Consider the following 21,963-nt stretch of genomic DNA (forward strand, 5'->3'; position numbering starts at 1 on the left):
GGATGGCGGTCAAGATTGCATGCGCCGTACGGTCCGTTATGGGAGTCGGAATGCGCACCGCCACGATTTCCCGCTCCACCGCCGAGACGGCGATCGACGTCACCATAAACCTCGACGGGACCGGCGTTTACGACGTCGAGACCGGCGTCGGTTTCTTCGATCACATGCTCGAACAGCTCTCGCGCCATTCGCTGATCGACCTTCAAGTCCGCACCAAGGGCGACCTGCACATCGACGAGCATCACACCGTCGAGGATACCGGCATCGCGATCGGCCAGGCGTTCGCGCAGGCGCTCGGCGACAAGCGCGGCATCGCGCGGTACGGCGATGCGCTGTCGCCGATGGACGAGACGCTGACCCGCGTCGCGCTCGATATTTCGGGGCGGCCCTGGCTCGTGTGGAAGGACCTGTTCTCGCAGACGCGGCTCGGCACGATGGACACCGAGATGTTCGAGCATTTCTTCCACAGCTTCGCGCAGGCCGCGGGTATCACGCTGCACGTCGAGACGCTGTACGGCACCAACAACCACCACATCGCCGAGGCGGCGTTCAAGGGCGTCGCGCGCGCGCTGCGCACCGCGATCGAGATCGACCCGCGCAAGGCCGACGCGATTCCGTCGACCAAGGGGATGCTGTGACGCTCGCGCTGATCGATTACGGCGCGGGGAACCTGCATTCGGTCGAGAACGCGCTGCGCACCGCGGGCTGTAGCGACCTGATCGTCACGGCCGACGCCGATGTCGTCGCTAAGGCCGATCGGATCGTGCTGCCCGGCGTCGGCGCTTATGGCGCGTGCGCGGCGGCGTTGCGCGCGGTGCCGGGGATGGTCGAGGCGCTGAACCGGCGCGTGCGCGACGAGGGCGCGCCGTTCCTCGGCATCTGCGTCGGCATGCAGTTGATGGCCGAGGCAGGCGAAGAGATGGGGACGCATGCCGGGCTCGGCTGGGTCGCCGGGCGCGTGCGACGGCTCGAGCCGGGGACAATGGACGCGAAGGTGCCGCATATGGGCTGGAACGACGTGGTCCCGGCCACCGCGCATCCGCTGATCGCGCCGGGCGAGGCCTATTTCCTGCACAGCTTCGCGTTTGAAGGCGCCGACGTGCTTGCGACCACCGATCACGCCGGCCCCGTCACCGCGGCGATCGGGCGCGACACGATGATCGGTGTGCAATTTCATCCTGAGAAGAGCCAGCGCTACGGCCTGGCCTTGCTCGAACGTTTCCTGGAGTGGCGGCCGTGAGCCTTATCGTTTTCCCCGCGATCGACCTCAAGGCGGGGCAGGTCGTCCGCCTCGCCGAGGGAGATATGGACCGCGCGACCGTCTATGGCGACGATCCCGCCGCGCAGGCGATGCTGTTTGCCGATGCAGGTGCCGAGCATCTGCACGTCGTCGATCTGGACGGTGCGTTTGCCGGCGCCTCGGTCAATGGCGACGCGGTGCGTGCGATCGTCGCGCAGTTTCCGGGGCATGTGCAGCTCGGCGGCGGGATTCGTACGCGCGCCAATGTCGAGGGCTGGTTCGACCTGGGCGTGTCACGAGTCGTGATCGGCACCGCCGCGCTCGAGGATCCCGACTTCGTGCGCGGCGTGGCGAAGGATTTCCCTGGCGGCATCGTCGTCGCGGTCGATGCGAAGGACGGCATGGTCGCGACCAAGGGCTGGGCCGACGTCTCGACCACGAGCGCGGTCGATCTCGCGCGGCGGTTCGAGGATGCGGGCGTGGCGTCGTTGCTGTTCACCGATGTGGGGCGCGACGGGATGCTCAAGGGCTGCAACGTCGAGGCGACCGTCGACCTCGCGCGCTCGGTCGACATTCCAGTGATCGCTAGCGGGGGGGTCAAGGGGATTGCCGAGATCCATGTGCTGGCGCTGCACGTGCGAGATGGTGTCGAGGGCGTGATTACCGGGCGGGCGCTGTACGACGGGCGGCTCGATCTCGCGGCGGCTTTGAGCGTGGCGAAGGCCGCATGAGGGTTCACGCGGAGACGCGGAGGCGCGGAGAGCTTTTTGGCGCCGCAGGCAGATATGGGTTCACGCGAAGGCGCGAAGGCGCGAAGGGTAAGCAGAAGTCCTGCTCTGCCTTTCTCCCTCTTCGCGCCTTTGCGCCTTCGCGTGAATCACTCTTAGCGGCTCCGCCGCGTCTCCGCGTCTCCGCGTCTCCGCGTGACCAAATTCTTCGGGCAAGCGCATGACCGTCCGCGCCCGAGTCATCCCGTGTCTCGACGTCGCCGATGGCCGCGTCGTGAAGGGCGTGAACTTCGTCGAGCTGCGCGACGCCGGCGATCCGGTCGAGCAGGCGCGCGCCTATGACGCCGCTGGGGCGGACGAATTGTGTTTCCTCGATATCGGCGCGAGCCACGAAGGCCGCGGGACGATCCTCGACGTCGTGCGGCGGACGGCGGCGGTGTGCTTCATGCCGTTGACCGTCGGCGGCGGCGTGCGCACCGCGGACGATGCGCGCGCGCTGTTGCTGGCGGGCGCGGACAAGGTCGCGGTCAATTCCGCGGCGGTCGAGCGCCCCGAGCTCGTCGCCGACATCGCCGAGCGCTTCGGTAGCCAGTGCTGCGTCGCCAGCGTCGACGCGCGACGCTCGGGCGAAGGTTGGGAAGTGTTCACGCATGGCGGCCGGCGCGCGACCGGGATCGACGCGATCGCGCATGCGGTGAGGCTCGCCGAGCTCGGCGCGGGCGAATTGCTCGTCACCTCGATGGACCGCGACGGCACGCGCAGCGGCTATGACCTCGACCTGATCCGCGCGATCGCCGACCGCGTCGCGGTGCCGGTGGTCGCAAGCGGCGGGGTCGGCGGGCTCGACGATCTGGTCGCCGGCATCCGCGACGGCCATGCCAGCGCCGTCCTCGCCGCATCGATCTTCCACTTCGGCCAGGCGTCGATCGGCGACGCGCACGCCGCGTTGGCGGCTGCGGGGATCCCAGTGCGGACCCCCTTGCGGTCGGCCTGACCGGTATGGCGACGCTGCCGCTGGTCGCGGTGCAGTCGGGGCATAGCGGCGTGGTGCATCCGCGCACCGGCCCCGAGACGTCGGACATCGCGCTGTTCGCGGTCGCCGCGATCGGCGTCTGGCTGGTCCGCCGCGCGCTGCGCAAGCGATTCCTGAAGCGGCCGCCGCGCGCAAAGGATTGACCCGCCCCCGCGCCTGCGTCAGCACGCGCGACATGGCAGACCCCGTTTTCGACCGCCTGGAGGCGACCATCCGCGCCCGCCGCGATTCGCCCGCCGACACCTCCTACACCGCCAGCCTGTTCGCGCGCGGCCGCCCCAAGATCGCGCAGAAGCTCGGCGAGGAAGCGGTCGAGACAGTGATCGCAGCGTGTTCGGGCGACGAGGCGAGCATCGTCCCCGAGGCCGCCGACCTGATGTTCCATCTCGCGGTGCTGCTCGCGGATGCCGGGCTGAGCCTCGACGACGTGCGGGCGGAGCTGGAGCGGCGCGAAGGGGTCGGCGGCCTGGTCGAGAAGGCTGCGCGGACGGGGTGATCTGCTCCGTTCGTCCCGAGTAGGGATCGAGCGAAGCCGAGAGCCCGTATCGACGGACATGCCCCGGACGCCGTCCCTCGATACGCCGTCTCGACAGGCTCGACGGCTACTCGGGACGAACGGTATAGGCGGGGCCAGTGTGCCAAGGAGCAAGCCCCATGCCGATCGACGCCACCCAGCCCTATGACGACCAGAACATCTTCGCGAAGATCCTGCGCGGCGAGATCCCGTCGAACCGTGTCTATGACGACGCGTTCGCGATCGCGTTCCACGACATCAACCCGCAGGCGCCGACGCATCTGCTGGTGATCCCCAGGGGCGCCTATGTCTCGTGGGACGATTTCTCCGCGCGCGCGGGCGATGCGGAGATCGCCGGGTTCATCCGCGCGGTCGGGACGGTCGCGCGCGCCGCGGGGCTGGTCGAGCCGGGCTATCGCCTGCTCGCCAATATCGGCCAGCACGGGCACCAGGAAGTGCCGCATCTGCACGTTCATATCTTTGGCGGACGTCCACTCGGCGCGATGCTGGCCTGATAGCGCGGCTTTCCGCCACTAAAGCATTGCACGTAATAAAATTGCCATTAGGCTTCCCGGCTTGAGCAAGGGGGCCAGTGGACCGGCCCTCGCAATCCCCGGGGGGAACCGAATTGATTTTTGGTCGCGTTAAGTCACTGGACGCCATCCTGGCGACGGCGGAGAAGAAGTCGCTCCACCGATCGCTAGGCGCGTTCCAGCTTACCATGCTCGGCATCGGTTGCGTGATCGGCACGGGCATCTTCGTGCTGACCTCCGCCGCCGCGCAGAAGGCCGGGCCGGGCATGATCCTGAGCTTCGTCGTCGCCGGCGCGGTCTGCGTCGTCGCCGCGCTCTGCTATGCCGAGATCGCGGCGATGGCCCCGGTTGCGGGCTCCGCCTATACCTACACCTATTCGGTCATGGGCGAGCTGCTCGCCTGGACGGTCGGCTGGGCGCTGATCCTCGAATATGCGGTGGCCGCGAGCGCGGTGTCGGTCGGCTGGTCCGGCTATTTCGCGGGCTCGATCTTGCACGAGACGTTCGGGATAACACTCCCGACCTGGCTGTCGCACGGGCCGTACATGCCCGGCGGATTGATCAACCTGCCCGCGGTCGTCATCTCGCTGCTGATCACCTGGCTGCTAATGATCGGCACGACCGAGAGCGCGCGCGTCAATGCGGTGCTGGTGACGATCAAGGTCGTCGCGCTGACCGCGTTCGTCGCGCTGACGCTGCCCAAGACGCATGGCAGCAATTTCGAGCCGTTCCTCCCCACCGGCATCCTCGGCAGCAACGGGCTGGGCGTGGTCGGCGCGGCGGCGACGATCTTCTTCGCCTATGTCGGCTTCGACGCGGTCTCGACCGCGGCCGAGGAGACCAAAGATCCGCAGCGCAACGTGCCGATCGGGCTGATCGCCTCGCTCGGCATCTGCACCGTGTTCTACATGCTGGTCGCAGCGGGCGCGATCGGCACGATCGGCGGGCAGCCGCTGTTCGGGGCCGACGGCGTGCCGTTCACCACCGGGTCGGCCGAACTCGCGCGCGCCTGCCTGATCCCCGCCAATGCGCAGGCGCTGGTCTGCTCGAACGAGGCGCTGGCGCATGTCCTGCGTCAGGTCGGCTATGCCAATGTCGGCAACTGGATGGGCTATGCCGCCGGTCTCGCGCTGCCATCGGTCATCCTGATCCTGATGTTCGGCCAGACGCGCATCTTCTTCGTGATGAGCCGCGACGGCCTGTTGCCCGAAGTGCTCAGCCGCGTGCATCCCAAGTGGAAGACGCCGCATATCGTCACCGCGATCACCGGCGTGTTCGTCGCGTTCGCCGCCGCGTTCCTGCCGGTCGGGCAGCTCGCGGACATCGCCAACGCAGGGACGCTCTACGCATTCATGATGGTCGCGATCGCGCTGCTGATCCTGCGCAAGCGCGAGCCGAACCGGCATCGTCCGTTCCGCACGCCAGCGGCCTGGATCGTCGCGCCGCTGACGATCGTCGGCTGCATCGGGCTGTACTTCTCGCTTCCCTACGAGGCGATGGCGGTGCTGCCGATCTGGGGCGCGGTCGGCCTCGTGATCTATTTCTGCTATGGCTACCGCAAGAGCTATCTGGGGCGCGGCATGGCCGATGGCGGCGAGCCGATCGACATGGCGCCCCCGGGCAGCCACTGAGACGGGACGCAAAAAGGGCCGCGGGAGGAAGCTCCCGCGGCCCTTTTTTTGTGCGTGGCCCGCTGTCAGATGGCAGCGCCCTGATCCTCCCCCGCCAGGGGGAGGTGGCCGGCACTTGCCGGTCGGAGGGGGAGGATACGGAACTTGAGGGATCGCCTGCCGCCCCCTCCGTCGCCTTCGGCGCCACCTCCCCCTTGCGGGGGAGGATTGGTCCCGCGGACTTAGGCGATATGCTTGGCAGCCAGCGCCTTCAGGTCGACCATCGGGCGGGCGCCGACATGGCTGATGATCTCGGCCGCGCAGACCGCACCGAGCTTCAGCGAGGCGTGGAGGTCATGGCCCTGCGCCTGGCCGTGGAGGAAGCCCGCCGCGAACAGGTCGCCCGCGCCGGTCGTGTCGACGACCTTGGCGATCGGCTCGGCCGTCACCTCGGCGCGCGTGCCGTTCTGGATCGCGCACGCGCCATGCTCGCCCCGCGTGACGACCAGCGTCGGGACCTGCGCCGAGATCTTCACGACCGCGGCGTCGAAATCCTCGGTCTCGGCGAGAGCCGCGAGTTCGCTCTCGTTGGCGAACAGGATGTCGATCAGCCCGTCGCTGAGCAATGTGCGGAAATCGCCGCCGTGGCGCGAGATGCAGAACACGTCGCTGAGCGTGAAGGCGACCTTGCGGCCGGCGCCACGTGCGCAATCGATCGCGGCGCGCATCGCGGCGCGCGGCTCTTCGGGATCCCAGAGATAGCCCTCGAGATACAGGATCGCGCTGTCGGCGATCATCGCGGTGTCGATCGCCGCGGCGGGCAGATACTGGCCTGCGCCAAGGAAGGTGTTCATCGTCCGCTGGCCATCGGGCGTCACGAAGATCAGGCAGCGGCCGGTGGTCGGGTCGCCGGCGCGGACCGGCGTCGCGAACTCGATGCCGATGCTGCGGACGTCATGCGCGAAGACCTGGCCGAGCTGGTCGTCGGCGACCTGGCCGATGAAGCCGCACTTGCCGCCGAGCGCGGCGACTCCGGCGACGGTGTTGGCGGCCGACCCCCCCGAAACCTCGAGCCCGGGGCCCATCTTGGCGTAGAGCGCATCGGCCTCTTCCGACGAGAACATCAGCTGCATCGACCCCTTGGCGACACCGATCTCGGCGATGAACGCGTCGTCGGCGGTGCTCAGAATGTCGACGATGGCATTGCCGATCGCGACGACGTCATAGGTAGGCGTGCTCAAGATACAGTCTCCGGACCGAACGGGAAAACGTCGCCGTAAATCGCGCCGGACATGCGTGCAACCTTGGCGCCACCCCGCACGTCGCTGGCGAGCATTGCGGGCGCGATCCCGGATCGGGCGCCGGGTCCGCCCCGGTCAGCGCAGATGGTTGACGAGGCTGAGGCTGGAGACCTGGCCGAACACCGCATAGCTCGCCTCGAGCATCGTCTTCTGCTGCGTCAGCGCCATCGAGATCTCGCCGTAATCGGCATCCTCGTTGTCGGACACGAGCTTCTGGAGCAGCGCGGCGCGGTCGTCGGCGCGCGATGCGAGCGTCGCCATCTGCGTCTGGCGCAACCCGTTCGAGGCATTCAGTCCGCGCACCTGCGGCAGCGCGGCGTCGATCTGCCCGATCGCGCTGTTCAGCGCGTCGCGCTGCGCCGCGGTCGGCGTGTCACCGATCGGGCCCGCCGCGGCGAGCGTCTGGAACGCGGCGAGCAGACCGCTGCCGAGATCGCGCGCGGTGATCCCGTAGGTGAGCGTGGCACCGCCGCCGACCGGCGCGGCCGCGCGGACATCGTCATTGCCGAACGCCGATTCCGGGGTGACGCCGACCGTATCGGCGAGCGTCGCGGGCTTGAACGGGACCTCGTCACCCTGCGCCCCGCCGAACAGCGGCTCGAATCCGTCGGTCGCGTTCAGCGCGCTGCGGATCTGCGAGAAGGCGCTGTCGATCGACCCGGGCAGCGTCGCGGTCGAACCGGTGCCGACCGCGGCCATCAGCTGCGTCTTGAGATCGCTCGCCACCGTATCGATCGCGGTGATGTTGACCTCGTACAGCGACAGCGTGGTGCCGAGGCGACTGGTCGCGGCACTCTGCGCCGCCTGGGTGGCGAGCGCGGTGCGCGCCGACAGCGTCCGGACCGCCGCGCCGCCAAGCGCCGCGAGGTCCTTCGCCTTCTTGCCGCTGTTCAGCTGCAGCTGCGTATCGGCAAGACGCCGCTGCGCCTGCTGGACCGCCCCCGACAGGGTTCGCTGCAGCGGGATCGTGGCTATGCGCGTCATCGGTCGTCGTCCTTGGTCTAGCGGATCATCTCGAGCAGGGTGTCGTACATCGCGCTCGCGGTCGTCATCACGCGCGCCGCGGCGGCATAGCTGTTCTGCAGCACGACCATCTGGCCGAGCTCCTCGTCGATATTGACCCCCGACACGGTATCGCGCCGGTTGATCGCGTCGTCGCGCCGCGCCGTCATCTGGTCGGCGCGGTCGGCGGCACGCGCGGCGGCCGATCCGGCATCGCCCAGCACGACCGCCGAAAAGCGCGTGATCGTCATCGCGCCCGCATCGCCGAGATCGACCGCGGCTGCGAGCGCGTCGACCATCGCGGTCGCGCCGCGGCGATCGCTCGGTCCCAGCGCCTTCTGCCCGATCGCGGTGGGCTCGAGCCGGGCGAGCGGCAACCGCGCGGGGTTGGCCATGATGTCCCGGCGCACGCCTGCCCCGGCCAGCGCCGCGCCCGTGCCCGATCCCGTGCTTGCCCCCGCGCCCACACTGCCGAGGCCGACGATCGACGAGAAGGACCGCCCGGTCCCGGCGCGGTCGGTATCGTCCGACGCCACCGACAGCGTCGCGCCCGCCGCGGTCGTGCTGGCGGCGAACCGCAGCCGGCCGACATCGTCGAGCGTGAACCGTCCATAATGGCCAAGCGGGCCTGCGTTGAGATCGGTGACGAGATCGCCATAGGTCGGCCCCGCCGCATCGATCAGGCTGTACCGCACCACGATCCGCCCGGCCGAATCGCGCAACGCGAGATCGACCGTCTCGCCCGCGGCAAAGCCATGCGGATCCGCACTGGTAAATCCTGATGGCGTCAGCGTGGCCGCGTCGCTGCGGATGAGGTCGTTGAGCCCGAAATACTGCGACAGCCCCACGCCGCCGCGCGCGCTCGGTCTTGCAGGATCCTGCGCCACCGCGATGCCGGTCCCCGGCGCGGTCGCGTCGATCGTCAGGACGCCGCGGGCAAAGCGCGCGGTCGCCGCGCCGCCCAGCCCGGCATTGATTGCGGCGACCGCGTCGTCGAGCGTCGCGCCCGCGCCGAGCGCGTCGAAATCGAGCGTGGTGCTCGCAAGCATCGTCCCGTCCGCGCGCGTGACCGCGACCAGCGCGGCGCCGGTGAAGCCCGCACGATCGCTGCCCGACAGCGCGGTCGCGCGGCCTGCAAGCGACGCGGGCGCGGGCACCGCGGTGCCGCTGTTCGCGGCGGCGTTGACGGTCTGCGCCAGCCCGGCGAACAGCGTGTCGATCCTGCCGCTGAACGCGGGCAGCTGCCGGTCGCGCAGATCGAGCAGCCCACCGAGCTTGCCGCCCGTCGCGGGCGTGTCGAGCGTCGTCCCGGTCGTCGCGCCGATCGTCCCGTCATGATCCGCGAACCGCAGCTCGATTCCCGGATAATGCGGCTGCGCGATACCCGTGCCGCTCGTCGGATAGGATAATTGCCGCAGCCGCTGGTCGAGCAGTGGCAGCCCGGTCGCCGTTTCGATCGTGACGCGCCCGTTTGCCTGTTCGCGCGCGGTGATGCCGATCAGCCCGCTCAGTTCCTCGAGTGCGCTCGTACGCTGGTCGGCCGGCCCCGCCGAGTTCCGCCCGAGCCCCTGCAGCCGCGAGACGGAGGCGTTGAGCGTGTCGATCGATTGCAGCAGCAGGTTGATCCGGCCGACCGTGTCGCCGACCTCGCCCTCGATATCGCCGCGCAGCTGGTCGACGTCGCTACCGAGCTGCCGCATCGATCCGATCGCGTCCTCGACCGCGCCGACAAAGGGACCGGCGATCGCCGCGCCCCCGCTTGCGCCCGTCATCGCGATCGCCGACGTGGTGATCGCGTCGAGCCGCGCAGGCAGCGCCGTCTCCGATCCGGTCGCGCCGAGCAGCGCCTGCAGCCGGTCGAGATAGCCAGCCTCGACCGCCGCGCGCCCGGCGTCCCCGCCGCGCGTGTAGACCGTCGCCTCGAGGAACTTGTCCGCGACGCGCCCGGGCTCGCCGACGACCACGCCGCTGACCCGGCCGGACGTGATCCCGGTCTGCAACGCGACGGTCTCGCGCGCGTACCCCGGCGTGTTCACGTTCGCGATGTTGTTCGAGACGGTGCGGATGCCCGCCTGCGACGCGCCCAGCCCGGACAGCGCCGACGACAGGATCTCGCTCAGCGACACGACGCCCTCCCCTTATCCCCGCGCGCGGTCATCGCTTCAGGTTGCTGACTTCCTGGAGCATGTCGTCGACCGTCGTGATGATCTTCGACGATGCGCTGTACGCACGCTGGAAGCGGATCATGTTGGTGAACTCCAGTGCCAGATCCGAGGTCGAGGCCTCGAGCTTGAACGAGTCGATCGATCCCGCACCGAGCGACCCCGGCGGGTTGATCGCAAACGCGCCCGATTCGTCCGAGATCGAGTACGCATTGCCCGTCGCGCGGCTGAGGCCGTCGGGGTTGGGGACGGTCGCGATCGGCAGCTGGAAGATCGCACGGCTGGTACCGTCCTCGAACAGCGCGCTGACCCGCCCCGTGCGCGACACGCTGATCGACGAGACATTGCCGAGCGTCCCGCCATCGACCGACGAGGTGATGACCGACGACGCGCTCGAGAATTGCGTGAAGCCGGCAAGGCCGCCGTCCGACCCGAATTCGAGCGCGATCGGCTGCGCGCCCGCACCATTGGTCCATGCCGGCTGCAACGGCGTGAAGAACGCCGCGTCGCTGCCCGCCATGTCGAGGCTGCCATCGGGATTGAAGCTGATCGTGCCCCCGCGGAGCAGCCCGTTGGCCGCGCCGACGTCGCTTGCGGGGACCGCATAGATCTCGCCAGCCCAGGTGTTCGACCCGGTCTTGACCACGCCCAGCGTCAGCCGGTGCGCGTTGCCCTGCTGATCATAGACGTCGAACGAGCGGTTGAAGTCGGCGGTCGCGGTTCCCGCGGCGATGTCGCCCGACGCATAGCCGGGCTGTGCCGCGGTCGTGGACTGGAAATTGGCGCGGATCTGAAGCCGGCTGGTCGCGGCGGCGGATCCGGTCAGGTCGCTGACGCGGATCGGCTCGAGCGAACCGACATTGCCGGTATTCACATAGCCACCCGCCGCGTCGAGCCGCCAGCCCTGCAGGTACAGACCCGCGGTGTTCTTGAGGAACCCGTCCTTGTCGGGCGAGAACGAGCCCGCGCGCGTCAATGCGACGCCGCTGGCGGGGCCGGCGCCGGTGCGCGTGACGAAGAAGCCCGGTCCGTCGATCCCGAGATCGGTCGAGCTCGACGATGCCTGGAGCAGGCCCTGTTTGGAGATCAGCGTCTTGGGCTGGGCCGCGACGCCCCCCGCGGCATAGACACTGCCCGCGCGACCGTCGCCGACGAGCGTGCTGAACTGGCTGTCGACCGCCTTGTATCCGACCGTGTTGATGTTGGTGATATTGTCGGCGACCGACGCCATCGCGCTCGACTCGGCGGACAGACCGGACACGCCGGCAAACAGGGCGGAATACAGACTCACGGTGGGTATCTCCCGGACGATCGGAGCGCACCGGCACTCCATTTGCATCGTTATAGGAGGGTGCGCGGCCTATCGGTCTGGCGACGCACCGATTTCTCGCGCCGATCCGGGGCGGCAAAAACTGCCGGTCGCGACCGCGCGGACGCAATGCATCCTATAACGCATCCTATCGAACACGGGAGCGAATGCGATGACGTTGCGGATCACGTTGCGTGACGGCGAACAGATGGTGGTGAACGGGGCGGTGCTGCGTGCGGGCCGCCGGTGCGACCTGATCATCGAGAACCCCGCAGCGATCCTGCGCGGCCGCGAGATCATGACCCCCGGCGAGGCGAACAGCCCCGCGCGACGGCTCTACCTGGCATGCATGATGGCGTATATCGACGACCGCCACCGGGTCGCACATCACGACGACGTCGTCGCGCGCCTGTCCGAGCTGCTCGACGCGTTCGAGACCGAACCCGCCAAGCTCGCCTGCACGCAGTTCGCGCATCTGATCGCGACCGGCGAATATTACCGCGCACTGGCCGCCTGCCGTTCGCTGATCGCGTACGAGGCGGAGGCGCTGGGACGGTTGCAGAATGTCGCGGCATGACGCGCTGAATCCACGGGGGCATCCGTCGGTGCATCCGCTCGCGATCGCACGCGCCGCGCTGCGCGACGTGCCGCTCGAACGGCATTACGGCATCGTCACCTCGGTCCGCGGGACGCTGATCGAGGTCGCGGGACTGGGGGGTGCGGCAAGCATCGGCGCGCGGCTGAGCATGGCGCTACCGACGGGCATGCTCGACGCCGAGGTGACCGCGCTCGATTCCGGGATCGCGCATTGCCTGCCATTCAGCGATCCGCAGGGACTCGCGACCGGGACCCGCGCGTTCCTCGCCGCGGGACAGGTCGCGCTGTACCCGGAGCACAGCTGGCTCGGACGGATGGTCGATGGGCTCGGCCGTCCCGTCGACGGGCTCGGCGCGCTGCCGCAGGGCATGACGCCGCGCGCGGTCCGCGCCGCACCGCCCGCCGCGGCGAGCCGCGCGCGCGTCGGGGACAAGCTCGAGACGGGCGTGCGCGCCCTCGACCTGTTCGTGCCGCTTTGTGACGGTCAGCGGCTCGGGCTGTTCGCCGGGTCGGGCGTGGGCAAGTCGGTGCTGCTGTCGATGCTCGCGCGCTGGACCGATTGCGACGTGGCGGTGATCGGGCTGATCGGCGAGCGCGGCCGCGAGGTGCAGGAATTCGTCGAGGACGATCTCGGCGCGGCAGGGCTCGCGCGCAGCGTCGTCGTCGTCGCGACGTCGGACGAGCCCGCGCTGATGCGCCGCCAGGCGGCATGGACGACGCTGGCGATCGCCGAACATTTCCGCGACCAGGGGCTCAAAGTGCTCTGCCTGATGGATTCGGTGACGCGCTTCGCGATGGCGCAGCGCGAGATCGGGCTGGCGAGCGGCGAGCCGCCAGCGACCAAGGGCTATACGCCATCGGTGTTTGCCGAGCTTCCCCGGCTGCTCGAACGCGCGGGGCCCGGCGACCGTGGCCAGGGATCGATCACGGGGGTGTTCACCGTGCTCGTCGATGGCGACGACCACAACGAACCCGTCGCCGACGCGGTCCGCGGCATCCTCGACGGCCATGTCGTCATCACGCGCCGGATCGCCGAGCGGGGCCGCTATCCGGCGATCGACATCCTCAAATCGGTCTCGCGCACGCTGCCGCACTGCCACGCGCCCGCCGACGAGACGCTGCGGATCGCGGTCGAGATCGGCCGCCGCATGACCCCGTCGGCCAAGGCGCCGACCTTCCAGCAACTCGAGACCGCTCTCGAAGAGGCCAAAAATGACCCCATCCCCGCCTGAGCCCGTGGCCGTTACCGATCCGGTGCCTTTGCCGCCGCTGTCGTCCCCGCCGCCGCCCCCGCTCGACTCGCTCGTCGATCGCGCGGTGCATCTGCCCGCGCATTGCGGCACGGTCGCCGCGGAGGATCTGCGCGTCCGGCTCGTGCTCGCCGCGGACCTCGACGGCGGGATCGAGGTGCGCGCCGACGCGGTCGACAGCATCGGCCAGGCCGCGCTGCAGATCCTGGTCGCCGCGCGCCGCGAGGCGGTCGCGCGGCACCAGCCCTATGCCATCGTTGATCCCAGCCCCGCCTTTGTCGACCGCGTCACCCGCTGTCGGCTGGCCGGCGCGATCGGCCTTATCGAGAAGGACGCAACACTGTGAGCAAGACGATCCTTACCGTCGACGATTCGGCCAGCATGCGAATGCTGCTGAAGGTGTCGTTGACCGCGCAGGGCTACAGCATCGAGGCGGCCAATGACGGGCGTCACGGGCTCGCGCGGATGGACGAGGTCCGGCCCGACCTGTTGATCACCGATATCAACATGCCCGAGATGGACGGCTTCGAACTGATCGAGGCGGTGCGCGCGAAACCCGAATTCCGCGGCGTGCCGATCCTCGTGCTGTCGACCGAATTCTCCGAGGACAAGAAGGCGCGGGCGCGCCAGGCGGGTGCGACCGGGTGGATCACCAAGCCGTTCGACGCCGCCAAGCTCGGCACCGCGATCCGCCGGGTGTGCCCATGAGCGACGAACTCGACGATATCCAGGCGATCTTCTTCGAGGAATGCGCCGAGGGCCTCGCCGCCGCCGAAGCCGGCCTGTCGGCGATGGATGCCGGCGACGTGTCGGCGCCGACGATCGCGTCGGTGTTCCGCGCGGTCCATTCGATCAAGGGGGGCGCGGGCGCGTTCGGCCATGCCGCGCTGACCGCCTTCTCGCACTGTTTCGAAAACGTGCTCGACGAGGTGCGCGCGGGCCGGATCGCGCCGTCGCCCGGGGTGACGCGCGTGATGCTGCAGGCGTTCGACGTGCTGTCGGATCATGTCGCATTCGCGCAGGGGCTTGCCGGGCTGCCGCACGACGCCGTGGTGCTCGAGGCGCTCGACGCGATCCTCGCGCAGGGTGGCGCCCCCGATCACGCTGCTGCGCCCACCCCGACGCCCGCACCGACGATCACCCCAATGAGCGCCGCACCGACGGCGGGGGGAGACGTCGATCCGTTCGGGTTCGAACCCGTGACGGTCGCGCTCGAACCGCTCGATCCGTTCGGGTTCGAACCCATCGCGCACGACCCGTTCGACGACGCGCTTGCCGAGCCTGCCGCAAGCGGACCGATCGCCTGGAACGTCCGCTTCGTGCCGTCCGACGCCGCGCTCGCCAATGGCAGCGAACCGCTGCTGATCGTCCGCGAGCTCGAACTGCTCGAGGGCGTGGTCGAGGCGGTCGATCTCGACGCGCTCCCGCCGCTGCGCGATCTCGATCCCGAACACAGCTATTTCGGCTGGACGATCCGTATCCCCGGCCATGTCGCCGAGGAGGCGATCCTCGACTCGTTCGACTTCGTCGCACCGGGCTCGATCGTCGAGGTCACGCCCGAATATGCGGCACGTCCGGCACCGACCGGGACCGTCGCCCCGCCGGCGCCAGCCGCGGCCGACGTCGTCGCCCCTGCGGTCGTGGCAGCGCCGGTCATCGCCGCGCCGCCGCCACCCGAAAAGCCGGCACCCGTGCGCGCGGTCGAGGACAGGCCGGAACCCGCGCGCGTCGCCGAACCCCCGCAGCAGAGCATCCGCGTCGAGCTCGTCAAGCTCGACATGCTGCTCAACCTCGTCGGCGAACTCGTCATCCGCGGCTCGATCCTCGCGGACCGGCTGAGCCCCAAGGACCAGGAACGCGTCGAGCTGCCGCAGCTCAGCCGGCTGACGCGCGAGATCCAGGACACGGTGATGTCGCTGCGCGCGCAGCCGATCCGCCAGGCGTTCAGCCGCGTGCCCCGGATGCTCCGCGACCTGTCCGCCGAGACGGGCAAGGACATCAGGCTCGAGACGACGGGCGAGACGACCGAGATCGACAAGGGCGTGATCGAGAAGATCGGCGATCCGCTGACGCACATGATCCGCAACGCGGTCGACCACGGGATCGAGAGCGCCGCGGTGCGCCTCGCCGCTGGCAAACCCGCAGAGGGGACGATCCGCCTGTCCGCCGAACAGCGCGGCGCGCGCATCCTTGTTCGCGTCGCCGACGATGGCGGCGGCATCGACCGCGCGCGCGTCTTTGCCAAGGCGGTCGAGAAGGGCGTCGTCGCCGCCGATGCGGTGATGACCGACGAGGAGATCGACCAGCTGATCTGCGCGCCCGGCTTCTCGACCGCGGACACGATCTCGAACATCTCCGGCCGCGGCGTCGGGATGGACGTGGTGCGGTCGAACGTCGAGGCGCTCGGCGGCCGCGTCGAGATCAGCTCGACGCCCGGCAAGGGCACGACCTTCACGATGATCCTGCCGCTGACGCTGGCGATCCTCGAGGGGATGATCGTCCGGCTCGCGGGGCAGCGCTTCGTCCTGCCGCTCGCCAACGTGGTCGAGACGGTCCAGCCCGAACGCGGCCAGGTCAAGCCGACCACGACGACCGGCGAGGTCATCGAACTGCGCGGCAACTATGTCCCCGTGCGGCGCCTGACGCGGACCTTCGGGCTCGGCGACAACGATACCCGCCGGCCGGAGGAGTCGCTCGTCATCATCGTCGAGACCGAGACCGCGGGCCATGTCGGGCTGCTGGTCGACACGATCGACGATCGCCGCGAGGTCGTGATCAAGAGCCTCGACCGCAATCTCCACCCGATCCGCGGTCTGGGCGGCGCCACCATCCTCGGCGACGGCTCGATCGCGCTGATCCTCGATATCGAAGCGCTGGTCGGCCCGGCCACGCAGACCCCCAACCGCTATGTCACGAAAGGACTGGCCGCATGAGCACGATCGACACCCCCGGCGAACGCAAGATCGTCACCTTCTCGCTCGGCGAGCAGACCTTCGGCATCGACATGGCATCGCTGATCGAGATCCGCGAATGGGACGAGCCGACCCCGCTTCCCGGCGTGCCGTCCTTCATCAAGGGCGTCACCAACCTGCGCGGTACCGTCGTCCCCGTCGTCGGCCTCGCCGAGCGGCTTGGCTGGTCGCCGAGCGTGATCCACGCGCGCTCGTGCATCCTGGTCGTCAACATCGCCGGCAAGCAGGCCGGGTTCCTGGTCGACGAGGTCGCCGACATCGTGCTGATCAAGGACAGCGACATCCGCCCTGCCCCCGATGTCGAGATCGGCGAACCCAGCGTCATCGCCGGACTGGTCAAGACGCAGACGCGGACTGCCGACGGCACCAATGGCAGCGACAGCCTGATGGTGCTGCTGCTCGATCTCGACGCGCTCAGCCTGACGCGCCAGCTGGACATCGCCGCATGACCGCGACCGCGGCCATCGACGCGGCCGCGGGCGGCGTGGGACCGGGCGGGGCGGGATCGGCGGATCAGGCGCTCCCCGGCGGGCCGCCACTGGGCGATACCGAATTCGCCGCGATCGCCGCGATCATGCAGAGCGATGCCCGGATCCATCTGGTAATCGCCAAGAAGACGCTGGTGCATGGCCGGCTGTCGCGGCGGCTGCGGATGCACGGCCTCGACAGCTTCCGCGACTATGTCCAGCTGGTTGCACGCGATCCCGCCGAGCGCGCCGCGATGGTCGTCGCGCTGACGACCAACCACACGCATTTCTTCCGCGAGAACCACCATTTCGAGCATTTCCGCAGCGTCGCGATGCCCGCGATCAAAGCCGCCGCACGGACGCGCCCGGTCCGGATCTGGTCCGCGGGCTGCTCGAGCGGCGAAGAGGTCTATTCGATCGCGATGTGCCTGCTCGGCACTGACCGCGCGAGCGCGGCCTGGCTGCGCGGTGCGGACGTGAAGCTGCTCGCGACCGACCTCGCGCCGCACGTCGTCGAGAGCGTCCGGCGCGGCGTCTATCCCGAAAGCGTCGTCGCGCCGATCCCCGCCGCCTATCGCAAGGCCTGGGTGCGGCCCGCCGGCAGCGAGTTCGAGATCGCCGCCGAAGCCCGCGAGATGGTGACCGCACGCGTGCTCAACCTGTTCGAGGCATGGCCGATGCGGCAGCGCTACGATGCGATCTTCTGTCGCAACGTGATGATCTATTTCGACGAACAGGCAAAGGCAGAGCTCGAGCACCGGCTTGCCGAGATGCTGTTGCCCGGCGGCCATCTCTACATCGGCCATTCCGAGCGGCTGGTCGGCCCCGCGACGCGGACGATGGAGAGCTGCGGGCAGACGATCTACGTCAAGCAGGGAGGCACGGCATGACCGCGCGCGTCCGAACGCTGATCGTCGACGACAGCGCCGCGATCCGCGTCGTGCTGTCGCGGATCCTGTCGGCCGATCCCGATATCGAGGTCGTCGGCATGGCGCCCGAACCCAACAGCGCGCGTGCGATGATCAAGGATCTCGAACCCGACGTCCTGACGCTCGACGTCGAGATGCCGGGGATGGACGGGCTCTCGTTTCTCGAGCGGATCATGCGACTGCGGCCGATGCCGGTGGTGATGTGCTCGACGCTGACCGCGCGCGGGGCCGCGACGACGATCGAGGCGCTTCGGCTCGGCGCGGTCGACTGTATCGCCAAGCCGACCGGGGACCCCGCCGATCTCGCGCGCAACGCGCAGCTGCTCCGCGACACGGTCAAGGCGGCGGGGCGGTCGTCGGTGCGCGCGCGGACCGCGGCGCGACCCGCACGGATGCCCGTCAGCGCCACGCCGCGTGCCGATGCGCTGATCGCGATCGGTGCATCGACCGGTGGCGTCGAGGCGCTGTTCTCGCTGCTCGGCGCGTTGCCCGCCGCGTGCCCGCCGATCCTCGTCGTCCAGCACATGCCGGGCACCTTCACCGCCAGCTTTGCCGAACGGCTCGACCGCGAATGCCGGATGACCGTCACCGAGGCGACGCACGGCCGCCCGATCGTGCCCGGCACCGTCTATATTGCTCCTGGAAGCGAGATGCACATGGAGCTTGCGGGCACGACGGCGCGGACGATCAGGCTGGTCAAGGGCGATCCCGTCGGCGGCCACCGCCCCGCGGTCGACACGCTGTTCCACTCGGTCGCGCGGCTCGCGCCGGGGGCGATCGGCGTGATCCTGACGGGCATGGGCGCGGATGGCGCGGAGGGACTGCGGGCGATGCGCGATGCGGGCGCCCGGACCTTCGGCCAGTCGCAGGACAGCTGCGTCGTCTATGGCATGCCACGCGCGGCGGTCGCCCGCGGTGCGGTGGAACGCGAACTCAGTCTGACCGCATTGCCCGAGGCGATCCTCGCGGCGTGCGGCAAGTAGAAACGGGACCACGAACGATGCCTGCTGCATCCCAGATAAAAGTGATGGTGGTCGATGATCAGGCGAGCATGCGGGCGATGATCCGCCGGTCGCTGCAGGATCTCGGTTTCCGCGACGTGCGCGACAAGGGCGATGCCGCCGAGGCGCTCGCGGCGGTGCGCACCGAGCGCGTCCACCTGATCATCTCCGACTACAACATGCCCGACATGGACGGACTGCAGCTGCTCGAGGCGGTGCGCGGCGATCCGGTGATCGGCAAGACGGTCTTCATCATGCTGACCGGATCGTCGGACCGCGAGGTCGTCCAGAAGGCGGCGGCGCTCGGCGTCAACAACTACCTGGTCAAGCCGTTCGCACCGGCCTCGCTCAAGGACAAGATCGAACGCGTGTTCGGTCCGCTGTCCTGATGCCCGGGAACCTCTCCGAAGCGCCGCCGCGCCCGCCGGGATCGCTCGCGCCCCGGCACCGCATCACGCTGGTCCAGGGCGAGCATGTCGCGGTCGCGCGGCCCGGCGCGGTCATCGCGACGCTGCTCGGCTCGTGCATCGCGGTGTGCCTCCACGACGCGGCGGCGCATGTCGGCGGGATGAATCACTTCCTGCTCGGCGAACCGGGTGCGGATCAGCATGTCCGTCCCGGCGAGCTGTCGCGCTACGGGATCCACGCGATGGAATTGCTGATCAACGCGATGATGAAGGCGGGCGCGTCGCGCAACGCGCTGCGGGCGCACATCTACGGGGGCGCGAACATCATCGCCGGGCTCGGCAAGATCGGGTCGAGCAACGCCGCGTTCGCGCGCCGCTTCATCGAGACCGAGAATATCGCGATCGGCCATGTCGACGTCGGCGGCAGTCGCGCGCGCAAGCTCGAATTCCTTCCCTACGAAGGCAAGACCCGATCGAGCTTCGTCGCCGATCCGGTACCGATCCTGGCGCCGATGCCGCTTGTCGACGGCGACGTCGAACTGTTCTGACCCCGTTTTCTTCAAGCCACGATTGCGAACCGAACATGGCCGATTCCGACACTCTTGCGGCACTTCTCCAGTCGGCGCTGGCCGAGGAGCTGCGCCACGTCCGCAAGCTGATCGAACAGCTTGCCGAGCTGCTGATCTGCGACGACCATTTCGCGACCAACTATGTCGAACAGCTCCAGGCGTTCGACCTGCTCGTCCAGTATACCGACGAGAGCGCGGCGCTGCTCGACCGGATGGCGGCGGGCGTCGGCTCGCACGATGCGGTGACGACCGTGAAGCTCGGCGCGGTCCAGGCGCGGCTGCGCGCGGCGCTCGGCAAGGCGGGCTGATCCGGTGGCGGCCCACAATGCGGACACGCGTCCGATCATCATCGTCCGCAAGATCAAGCGCGGCGGGGCGGCGCATCATGGCGGCGCGTGGAAGGTCGCCTATGCCGATTTCGTGACCGCGATGATGGCGTTCTTCATGCTGTTGTGGCTGATCAGCAATCCCGACAAGTCGCGGCTGAAGGGGCTTGCCGAATATTTCACGCCGAGCAGCGGCGGCGGCGGTGCCGGATCGGCGGGTGCCGACGGCGCGGGGACCGGCGCCAGCGTCGGCACGCGCCCGGCCCGCGGCGGCGACACCCCCGACACGGTCGCGGTGGTCGCCCGCGGCGGGACCGCGACGATCCCCGATGCCTCGCTCCGCGTGCTCGCGCAGGAGATGCGGATCGCGATCGACAGCCTGCCGCCGGAGGATCGCGGGCGGGTCGCGACTCAGGTCGAGCGCGACCGCGACGGGCTGCGGATCAGCCTGATGGATACCGCCGCGCATTCGATGTTCCGCCCGGGGACCGCCGAGCTCAACGGCTTTGCCCGCGACCTGCTCGCCCGCGTCGCGACCAGGCTGGCAAAGTCGGACGCGCCGATCGCGATCGAGGGTCATACCGATGCGCGCGGCGGCGACGGCAACTGGCGGCTGTCGGGCGACCGCGCGATCGCGGCGCGCACCGCGATGATCGCGGCCGGACTTCCCGCCGGACGCTTTGCCGAGCTGGTCGCGATGGCCGACACCAAGCCCGTTTATCCCGATCAGCCCGATCGCCCGGAAAACCGGCGGATCACGATCGTCGCCAAGGCGACGGCGTCGTCGCTGCCGACCGATGCGAGCTTCAGGTTTTGAGGACCGGCCTATGAAACCGATCGTGCGCGCGCTGCTATTGCTCGTCGCCGGCGTGGGCGTGGGCGGCGGCGCGGCGGTCGCGACCAGCCGGTTCGTCACCCCCTCCGCGACGGCGAAGCCCGCCGCGCCGGTCGTGGTCGAGACGAGCTTCGTCACCGTCGATCAGATGCTGGCGCCGCTCGTGCTGCGCGATCGCCGGCTTACGGGCTATGTCCGGTTCGACGCAGGGCTCGAGGTCGCGATCGACGAGGCGCCGGGGGTGACCGAACGGCTGCCGCTGCTCCGACATGCCATAAACATGCGCTCCTACCGTGTTCCACTGGCGGCGGGCCCCGATGGCATGCTACCCGATATCGCGGAATTGCAGCGCGTCGTGGGCGCTGCGGCGGTTGACGCGTTCGGTCGTGGTGCAGTGCGAAAAGTCGCAATCACCAAGGCCGAGCCGGCATGAAGGGGACCCGGGGATGATCGAACAGGCTCACTATCCGCTGGTGCCGGAGCCGCGGAACGATGCCGATCCCGTAGCCATACCAACCTACATTATTGATCCGCCTACATATTCTGAAGCAATACCGGCTGAAGCCCAACCGGCGCGAACCTTTGCGCCGCGCGAGGACCGGCTGACGCGGATCCTGCTGATCGGGCGGCTGAGCGCGGCGACCGGCGACCATTTATGCCGCGCGCGCAACATCTCGGCCAACGGCATGAACGTCGAGTGCGACGCGCGACTGATTCGCGGCGACCGCGTCCGCATCGAGCTGCGCAATCTCGCGGTGGTCGAGGGCAAGGTCGCCTGGAACGACGGAACGCGTATCGGAATCCATTTCGACGCGAGCATCGACGTCGAGAGCTTCCTGCGTCCCAGCGACGATGGCACCGGTCTGACGCCGCGCGCACCGCGGATCGCCGCCGATGCCGCCGCGACGCTCTGGCACGACGGGCGGACGATGAGCGCGCGCCTCCACAACCTCTCGCAATCGGGGTGTTGCCTGATCGGCGATGTGCAGGGCGCGACGGATTCGGTCGTCCGGATCACGATCGCGGGGCTGCCGCCGCGCCAGGCGACGCTGCGCTGGGCGACGGCGGATCGAGCAGGCTATGCCTTCCACGCGATCTTCTCGTTCGCCGATATCGTCGCGTGGCAGCGCGCGCAGGCCGACCGGGCCGCCGCGACCAGCTGACCGGACCCGGTTCGC

Annotated in this window: 26 protein-coding genes; 22 read left to right on the plus strand and 4 right to left on the minus strand. The window is 69.2% G+C overall.

Features of this window, described 5'->3' with window-relative positions; all coding sequences use genetic code 11:
* Window positions 1–50: 50 nt before the first annotated feature.
* From hisB to AC0CH3_RS09820, 8 genes are all read left to right on the plus strand, one after another.
* Window positions 51–638 (plus strand): imidazoleglycerol-phosphate dehydratase HisB, encoded by a 588-nt coding sequence (gene hisB / locus AC0CH3_RS09785; RefSeq protein WP_354303419.1) that lies wholly within the window; start codon window positions 51–53, stop codon window positions 636–638.
* Window positions 635–1,240: an imidazole glycerol phosphate synthase subunit HisH gene (hisH, locus tag AC0CH3_RS09790; RefSeq protein ID WP_056019838.1), complete on the plus strand. Its 606-nt coding sequence runs from the start codon at window positions 635–637 to the stop codon at window positions 1,238–1,240. The genes hisB and hisH overlap by 4 nt, the downstream gene beginning before the upstream one ends.
* Complete coding sequence (gene hisA, locus AC0CH3_RS09795; protein ID WP_334002196.1) at window positions 1,237–1,971, plus strand: 1-(5-phosphoribosyl)-5-[(5-phosphoribosylamino)methylideneamino]imidazole-4-carboxamide isomerase; 735 nt, start codon at window positions 1,237–1,239, stop codon at window positions 1,969–1,971. Before hisH ends, hisA begins: the two co-directional genes overlap by 4 nt.
* A gap of 217 nt (window positions 1,972–2,188) precedes the next feature.
* Window positions 2,189–2,962 (plus strand): imidazole glycerol phosphate synthase subunit HisF, encoded by a 774-nt coding sequence (gene hisF, locus AC0CH3_RS09800; RefSeq protein ID WP_056408835.1) that lies wholly within the window; start codon window positions 2,189–2,191, stop codon window positions 2,960–2,962.
* Window positions 2,963–2,967: 5 nt separating this feature from the next.
* Complete coding sequence (locus AC0CH3_RS09805) at window positions 2,968–3,144, plus strand: hypothetical protein (RefSeq protein WP_183936834.1); 177 nt, start codon at window positions 2,968–2,970, stop codon at window positions 3,142–3,144.
* A 32-nt stretch (window positions 3,145–3,176) separates the two neighbouring features.
* Window positions 3,177–3,497, plus strand: coding sequence for a phosphoribosyl-ATP diphosphatase (locus AC0CH3_RS09810; protein WP_031394257.1), 321 nt, complete (start codon window positions 3,177–3,179; stop codon window positions 3,495–3,497).
* Between the two features lie 158 nt (window positions 3,498–3,655).
* Entirely contained in the window at window positions 3,656–4,030 is a 375-nt protein-coding gene (locus AC0CH3_RS09815; RefSeq protein ID WP_354303423.1) for an HIT domain-containing protein, read from the plus strand.
* 113 nt (window positions 4,031–4,143) lie between these two features.
* Window positions 4,144–5,679, plus strand: a complete 1,536-nt coding sequence (locus AC0CH3_RS09820) for an amino acid permease (protein ID WP_354303425.1) — start codon at window positions 4,144–4,146, stop codon at window positions 5,677–5,679.
* Window positions 5,680–5,900: 221 nt separating this feature from the next.
* On the opposite strand, the gene AC0CH3_RS09825 is transcribed toward AC0CH3_RS09820, so the two are convergent.
* From AC0CH3_RS09825 to AC0CH3_RS09840, 4 genes are all read right to left on the minus strand, one after another.
* Window positions 5,901–6,899 (minus strand): adenosine kinase, encoded by a 999-nt coding sequence (locus tag AC0CH3_RS09825; RefSeq protein WP_354303427.1) that lies wholly within the window; start codon window positions 6,897–6,899, stop codon window positions 5,901–5,903.
* Between the two features lie 135 nt (window positions 6,900–7,034).
* A complete protein-coding gene (locus AC0CH3_RS09830; protein WP_465237808.1) occupies window positions 7,035–7,943 on the minus strand; it encodes a flagellin in 909 nt (302 codons plus the stop codon).
* 17 nt (window positions 7,944–7,960) lie between these two features.
* Window positions 7,961–10,087 carry a FlgK family flagellar hook-associated protein gene (locus AC0CH3_RS09835; RefSeq protein ID WP_465237809.1) on the minus strand — a complete coding sequence of 709 codons (2,127 nt, stop codon included), beginning with the start codon at window positions 10,085–10,087 and terminating at the stop codon, window positions 7,961–7,963.
* A 28-nt stretch (window positions 10,088–10,115) separates the two neighbouring features.
* Window positions 10,116–11,414 (minus strand): flagellar hook protein FlgE, encoded by a 1,299-nt coding sequence (locus AC0CH3_RS09840; RefSeq protein WP_465237810.1) that lies wholly within the window; start codon window positions 11,412–11,414, stop codon window positions 10,116–10,118.
* A 190-nt stretch (window positions 11,415–11,604) separates the two neighbouring features.
* Between AC0CH3_RS09840 and AC0CH3_RS09845 the strand changes: the two genes are divergently transcribed.
* From AC0CH3_RS09845 to AC0CH3_RS09910, 14 genes are read left to right on the plus strand one after another with little or no spacing between them, the layout of a single operon-like run.
* Window positions 11,605–12,009 (plus strand): flagellar biosynthesis repressor FlbT, encoded by a 405-nt coding sequence (locus AC0CH3_RS09845; RefSeq protein WP_056019814.1) that lies wholly within the window; start codon window positions 11,605–11,607, stop codon window positions 12,007–12,009.
* Between the two features lie 28 nt (window positions 12,010–12,037).
* Window positions 12,038–13,261 (plus strand): FliI/YscN family ATPase, encoded by a 1,224-nt coding sequence (locus tag AC0CH3_RS09850; protein WP_465237818.1) that lies wholly within the window; start codon window positions 12,038–12,040, stop codon window positions 13,259–13,261.
* The gene (locus AC0CH3_RS09855) at window positions 13,242–13,625 is read left to right on the plus strand and encodes a hypothetical protein (protein ID WP_465237811.1); all 384 of its coding nucleotides are present in this window, start codon (window positions 13,242–13,244) and stop codon (window positions 13,623–13,625) included. Before AC0CH3_RS09850 ends, AC0CH3_RS09855 begins: the two co-directional genes overlap by 20 nt.
* Window positions 13,622–13,987 (plus strand): response regulator, encoded by a 366-nt coding sequence (locus AC0CH3_RS09860; RefSeq protein WP_056019734.1) that lies wholly within the window; start codon window positions 13,622–13,624, stop codon window positions 13,985–13,987. The genes AC0CH3_RS09855 and AC0CH3_RS09860 overlap by 4 nt, the downstream gene beginning before the upstream one ends.
* Window positions 13,984–16,212: a chemotaxis protein CheW gene (locus AC0CH3_RS09865; RefSeq protein ID WP_465237813.1), complete on the plus strand. Its 2,229-nt coding sequence runs from the start codon at window positions 13,984–13,986 to the stop codon at window positions 16,210–16,212. The genes AC0CH3_RS09860 and AC0CH3_RS09865 overlap by 4 nt, the downstream gene beginning before the upstream one ends.
* Window positions 16,209–16,700, plus strand: coding sequence for a chemotaxis protein CheW (locus AC0CH3_RS09870; protein ID WP_056019728.1), 492 nt, complete (start codon window positions 16,209–16,211; stop codon window positions 16,698–16,700). Before AC0CH3_RS09865 ends, AC0CH3_RS09870 begins: the two co-directional genes overlap by 4 nt.
* Window positions 16,697–17,608, plus strand: coding sequence for a CheR family methyltransferase (locus AC0CH3_RS09875; RefSeq protein ID WP_354303431.1), 912 nt, complete (start codon window positions 16,697–16,699; stop codon window positions 17,606–17,608). The genes AC0CH3_RS09870 and AC0CH3_RS09875 overlap by 4 nt, the downstream gene beginning before the upstream one ends.
* Entirely contained in the window at window positions 17,605–18,630 is a 1,026-nt protein-coding gene (locus AC0CH3_RS09880; protein ID WP_333995882.1) for a protein-glutamate methylesterase/protein-glutamine glutaminase, read from the plus strand. Before AC0CH3_RS09875 ends, AC0CH3_RS09880 begins: the two co-directional genes overlap by 4 nt.
* A 17-nt stretch (window positions 18,631–18,647) precedes the next feature.
* Window positions 18,648–19,037, plus strand: a complete 390-nt coding sequence (locus AC0CH3_RS09885; RefSeq protein WP_056019720.1) for a response regulator — start codon at window positions 18,648–18,650, stop codon at window positions 19,035–19,037.
* Window positions 19,037–19,603 carry a chemotaxis protein CheD gene (locus AC0CH3_RS09890; protein WP_056019717.1) on the plus strand — a complete coding sequence of 189 codons (567 nt, stop codon included), beginning with the start codon at window positions 19,037–19,039 and terminating at the stop codon, window positions 19,601–19,603. Before AC0CH3_RS09885 ends, AC0CH3_RS09890 begins: the two co-directional genes overlap by 1 nt.
* Window positions 19,604–19,638: 35 nt before the next feature.
* Window positions 19,639–19,932 carry a hypothetical protein gene (locus tag AC0CH3_RS09895; protein ID WP_056019714.1) on the plus strand — a complete coding sequence of 98 codons (294 nt, stop codon included), beginning with the start codon at window positions 19,639–19,641 and terminating at the stop codon, window positions 19,930–19,932.
* Between the two features lie 4 nt (window positions 19,933–19,936).
* Window positions 19,937–20,767 (plus strand): flagellar motor protein MotB, encoded by an 831-nt coding sequence (locus AC0CH3_RS09900; protein ID WP_354303434.1) that lies wholly within the window; start codon window positions 19,937–19,939, stop codon window positions 20,765–20,767.
* A 10-nt stretch (window positions 20,768–20,777) separates the two neighbouring features.
* On the plus strand, window positions 20,778–21,218 hold the full coding sequence (locus AC0CH3_RS09905; RefSeq protein ID WP_333995880.1) for a flagellar basal body-associated FliL family protein: 441 nt from the start codon (window positions 20,778–20,780) through the stop codon (window positions 21,216–21,218).
* Window positions 21,219–21,231: 13 nt separating this feature from the next.
* Window positions 21,232–21,948, plus strand: a complete 717-nt coding sequence (locus tag AC0CH3_RS09910) for a PilZ domain-containing protein (RefSeq protein ID WP_354303436.1) — start codon at window positions 21,232–21,234, stop codon at window positions 21,946–21,948.
* Window positions 21,949–21,963 lie beyond the last annotated feature (15 nt).

The organism is Sphingomonas sp. AC449 (assembly GCF_979253475.1).

Excerpts from the sequence above, each read along its gene's own strand:
- AC0CH3_RS09880 (WP_333995882.1), top strand. The coding sequence starts at position 17,605 with ATGACCGCGCGCGTCCGAACGCTGATCGTCGACGACAGCGCCGCGATC.
- AC0CH3_RS09890 (WP_056019717.1), top strand. The coding sequence starts at position 19,037 with ATGCCCGGGAACCTCTCCGAAGCGCCGCCGCGCCCGCCGGGATCGCTC.
- AC0CH3_RS09845 (WP_056019814.1), top strand. The coding sequence starts at position 11,605 with ATGACGTTGCGGATCACGTTGCGTGACGGCGAACAGATGGTGGTGAAC.
- AC0CH3_RS09895 (WP_056019714.1), top strand. The coding sequence starts at position 19,639 with ATGGCCGATTCCGACACTCTTGCGGCACTTCTCCAGTCGGCGCTGGCC.
- AC0CH3_RS09810 (WP_031394257.1), top strand. The coding sequence starts at position 3,177 with ATGGCAGACCCCGTTTTCGACCGCCTGGAGGCGACCATCCGCGCCCGC.
- AC0CH3_RS09875 (WP_354303431.1), top strand. The coding sequence starts at position 16,697 with ATGACCGCGACCGCGGCCATCGACGCGGCCGCGGGCGGCGTGGGACCG.
- AC0CH3_RS09905 (WP_333995880.1), top strand. The coding sequence starts at position 20,778 with ATGAAACCGATCGTGCGCGCGCTGCTATTGCTCGTCGCCGGCGTGGGC.
- AC0CH3_RS09830 (WP_465237808.1), bottom strand. The coding sequence starts at position 7,943 with ATGACGCGCATAGCCACGATCCCGCTGCAGCGAACCCTGTCGGGGGCG.
- AC0CH3_RS09815 (WP_354303423.1), top strand. The coding sequence starts at position 3,656 with ATGCCGATCGACGCCACCCAGCCCTATGACGACCAGAACATCTTCGCG.
- AC0CH3_RS09885 (WP_056019720.1), top strand. The coding sequence starts at position 18,648 with ATGCCTGCTGCATCCCAGATAAAAGTGATGGTGGTCGATGATCAGGCG.
- AC0CH3_RS09805 (WP_183936834.1), top strand. The coding sequence starts at position 2,968 with ATGGCGACGCTGCCGCTGGTCGCGGTGCAGTCGGGGCATAGCGGCGTG.
- AC0CH3_RS09865 (WP_465237813.1), top strand. The coding sequence starts at position 13,984 with ATGAGCGACGAACTCGACGATATCCAGGCGATCTTCTTCGAGGAATGC.
- AC0CH3_RS09910 (WP_354303436.1), top strand. The coding sequence starts at position 21,232 with ATGATCGAACAGGCTCACTATCCGCTGGTGCCGGAGCCGCGGAACGAT.
- hisB (WP_354303419.1), top strand. The coding sequence starts at position 51 with ATGCGCACCGCCACGATTTCCCGCTCCACCGCCGAGACGGCGATCGAC.
- AC0CH3_RS09870 (WP_056019728.1), top strand. The coding sequence starts at position 16,209 with ATGAGCACGATCGACACCCCCGGCGAACGCAAGATCGTCACCTTCTCG.
- AC0CH3_RS09855 (WP_465237811.1), top strand. The coding sequence starts at position 13,242 with ATGACCCCATCCCCGCCTGAGCCCGTGGCCGTTACCGATCCGGTGCCT.
- hisF (WP_056408835.1), top strand. The coding sequence starts at position 2,189 with ATGACCGTCCGCGCCCGAGTCATCCCGTGTCTCGACGTCGCCGATGGC.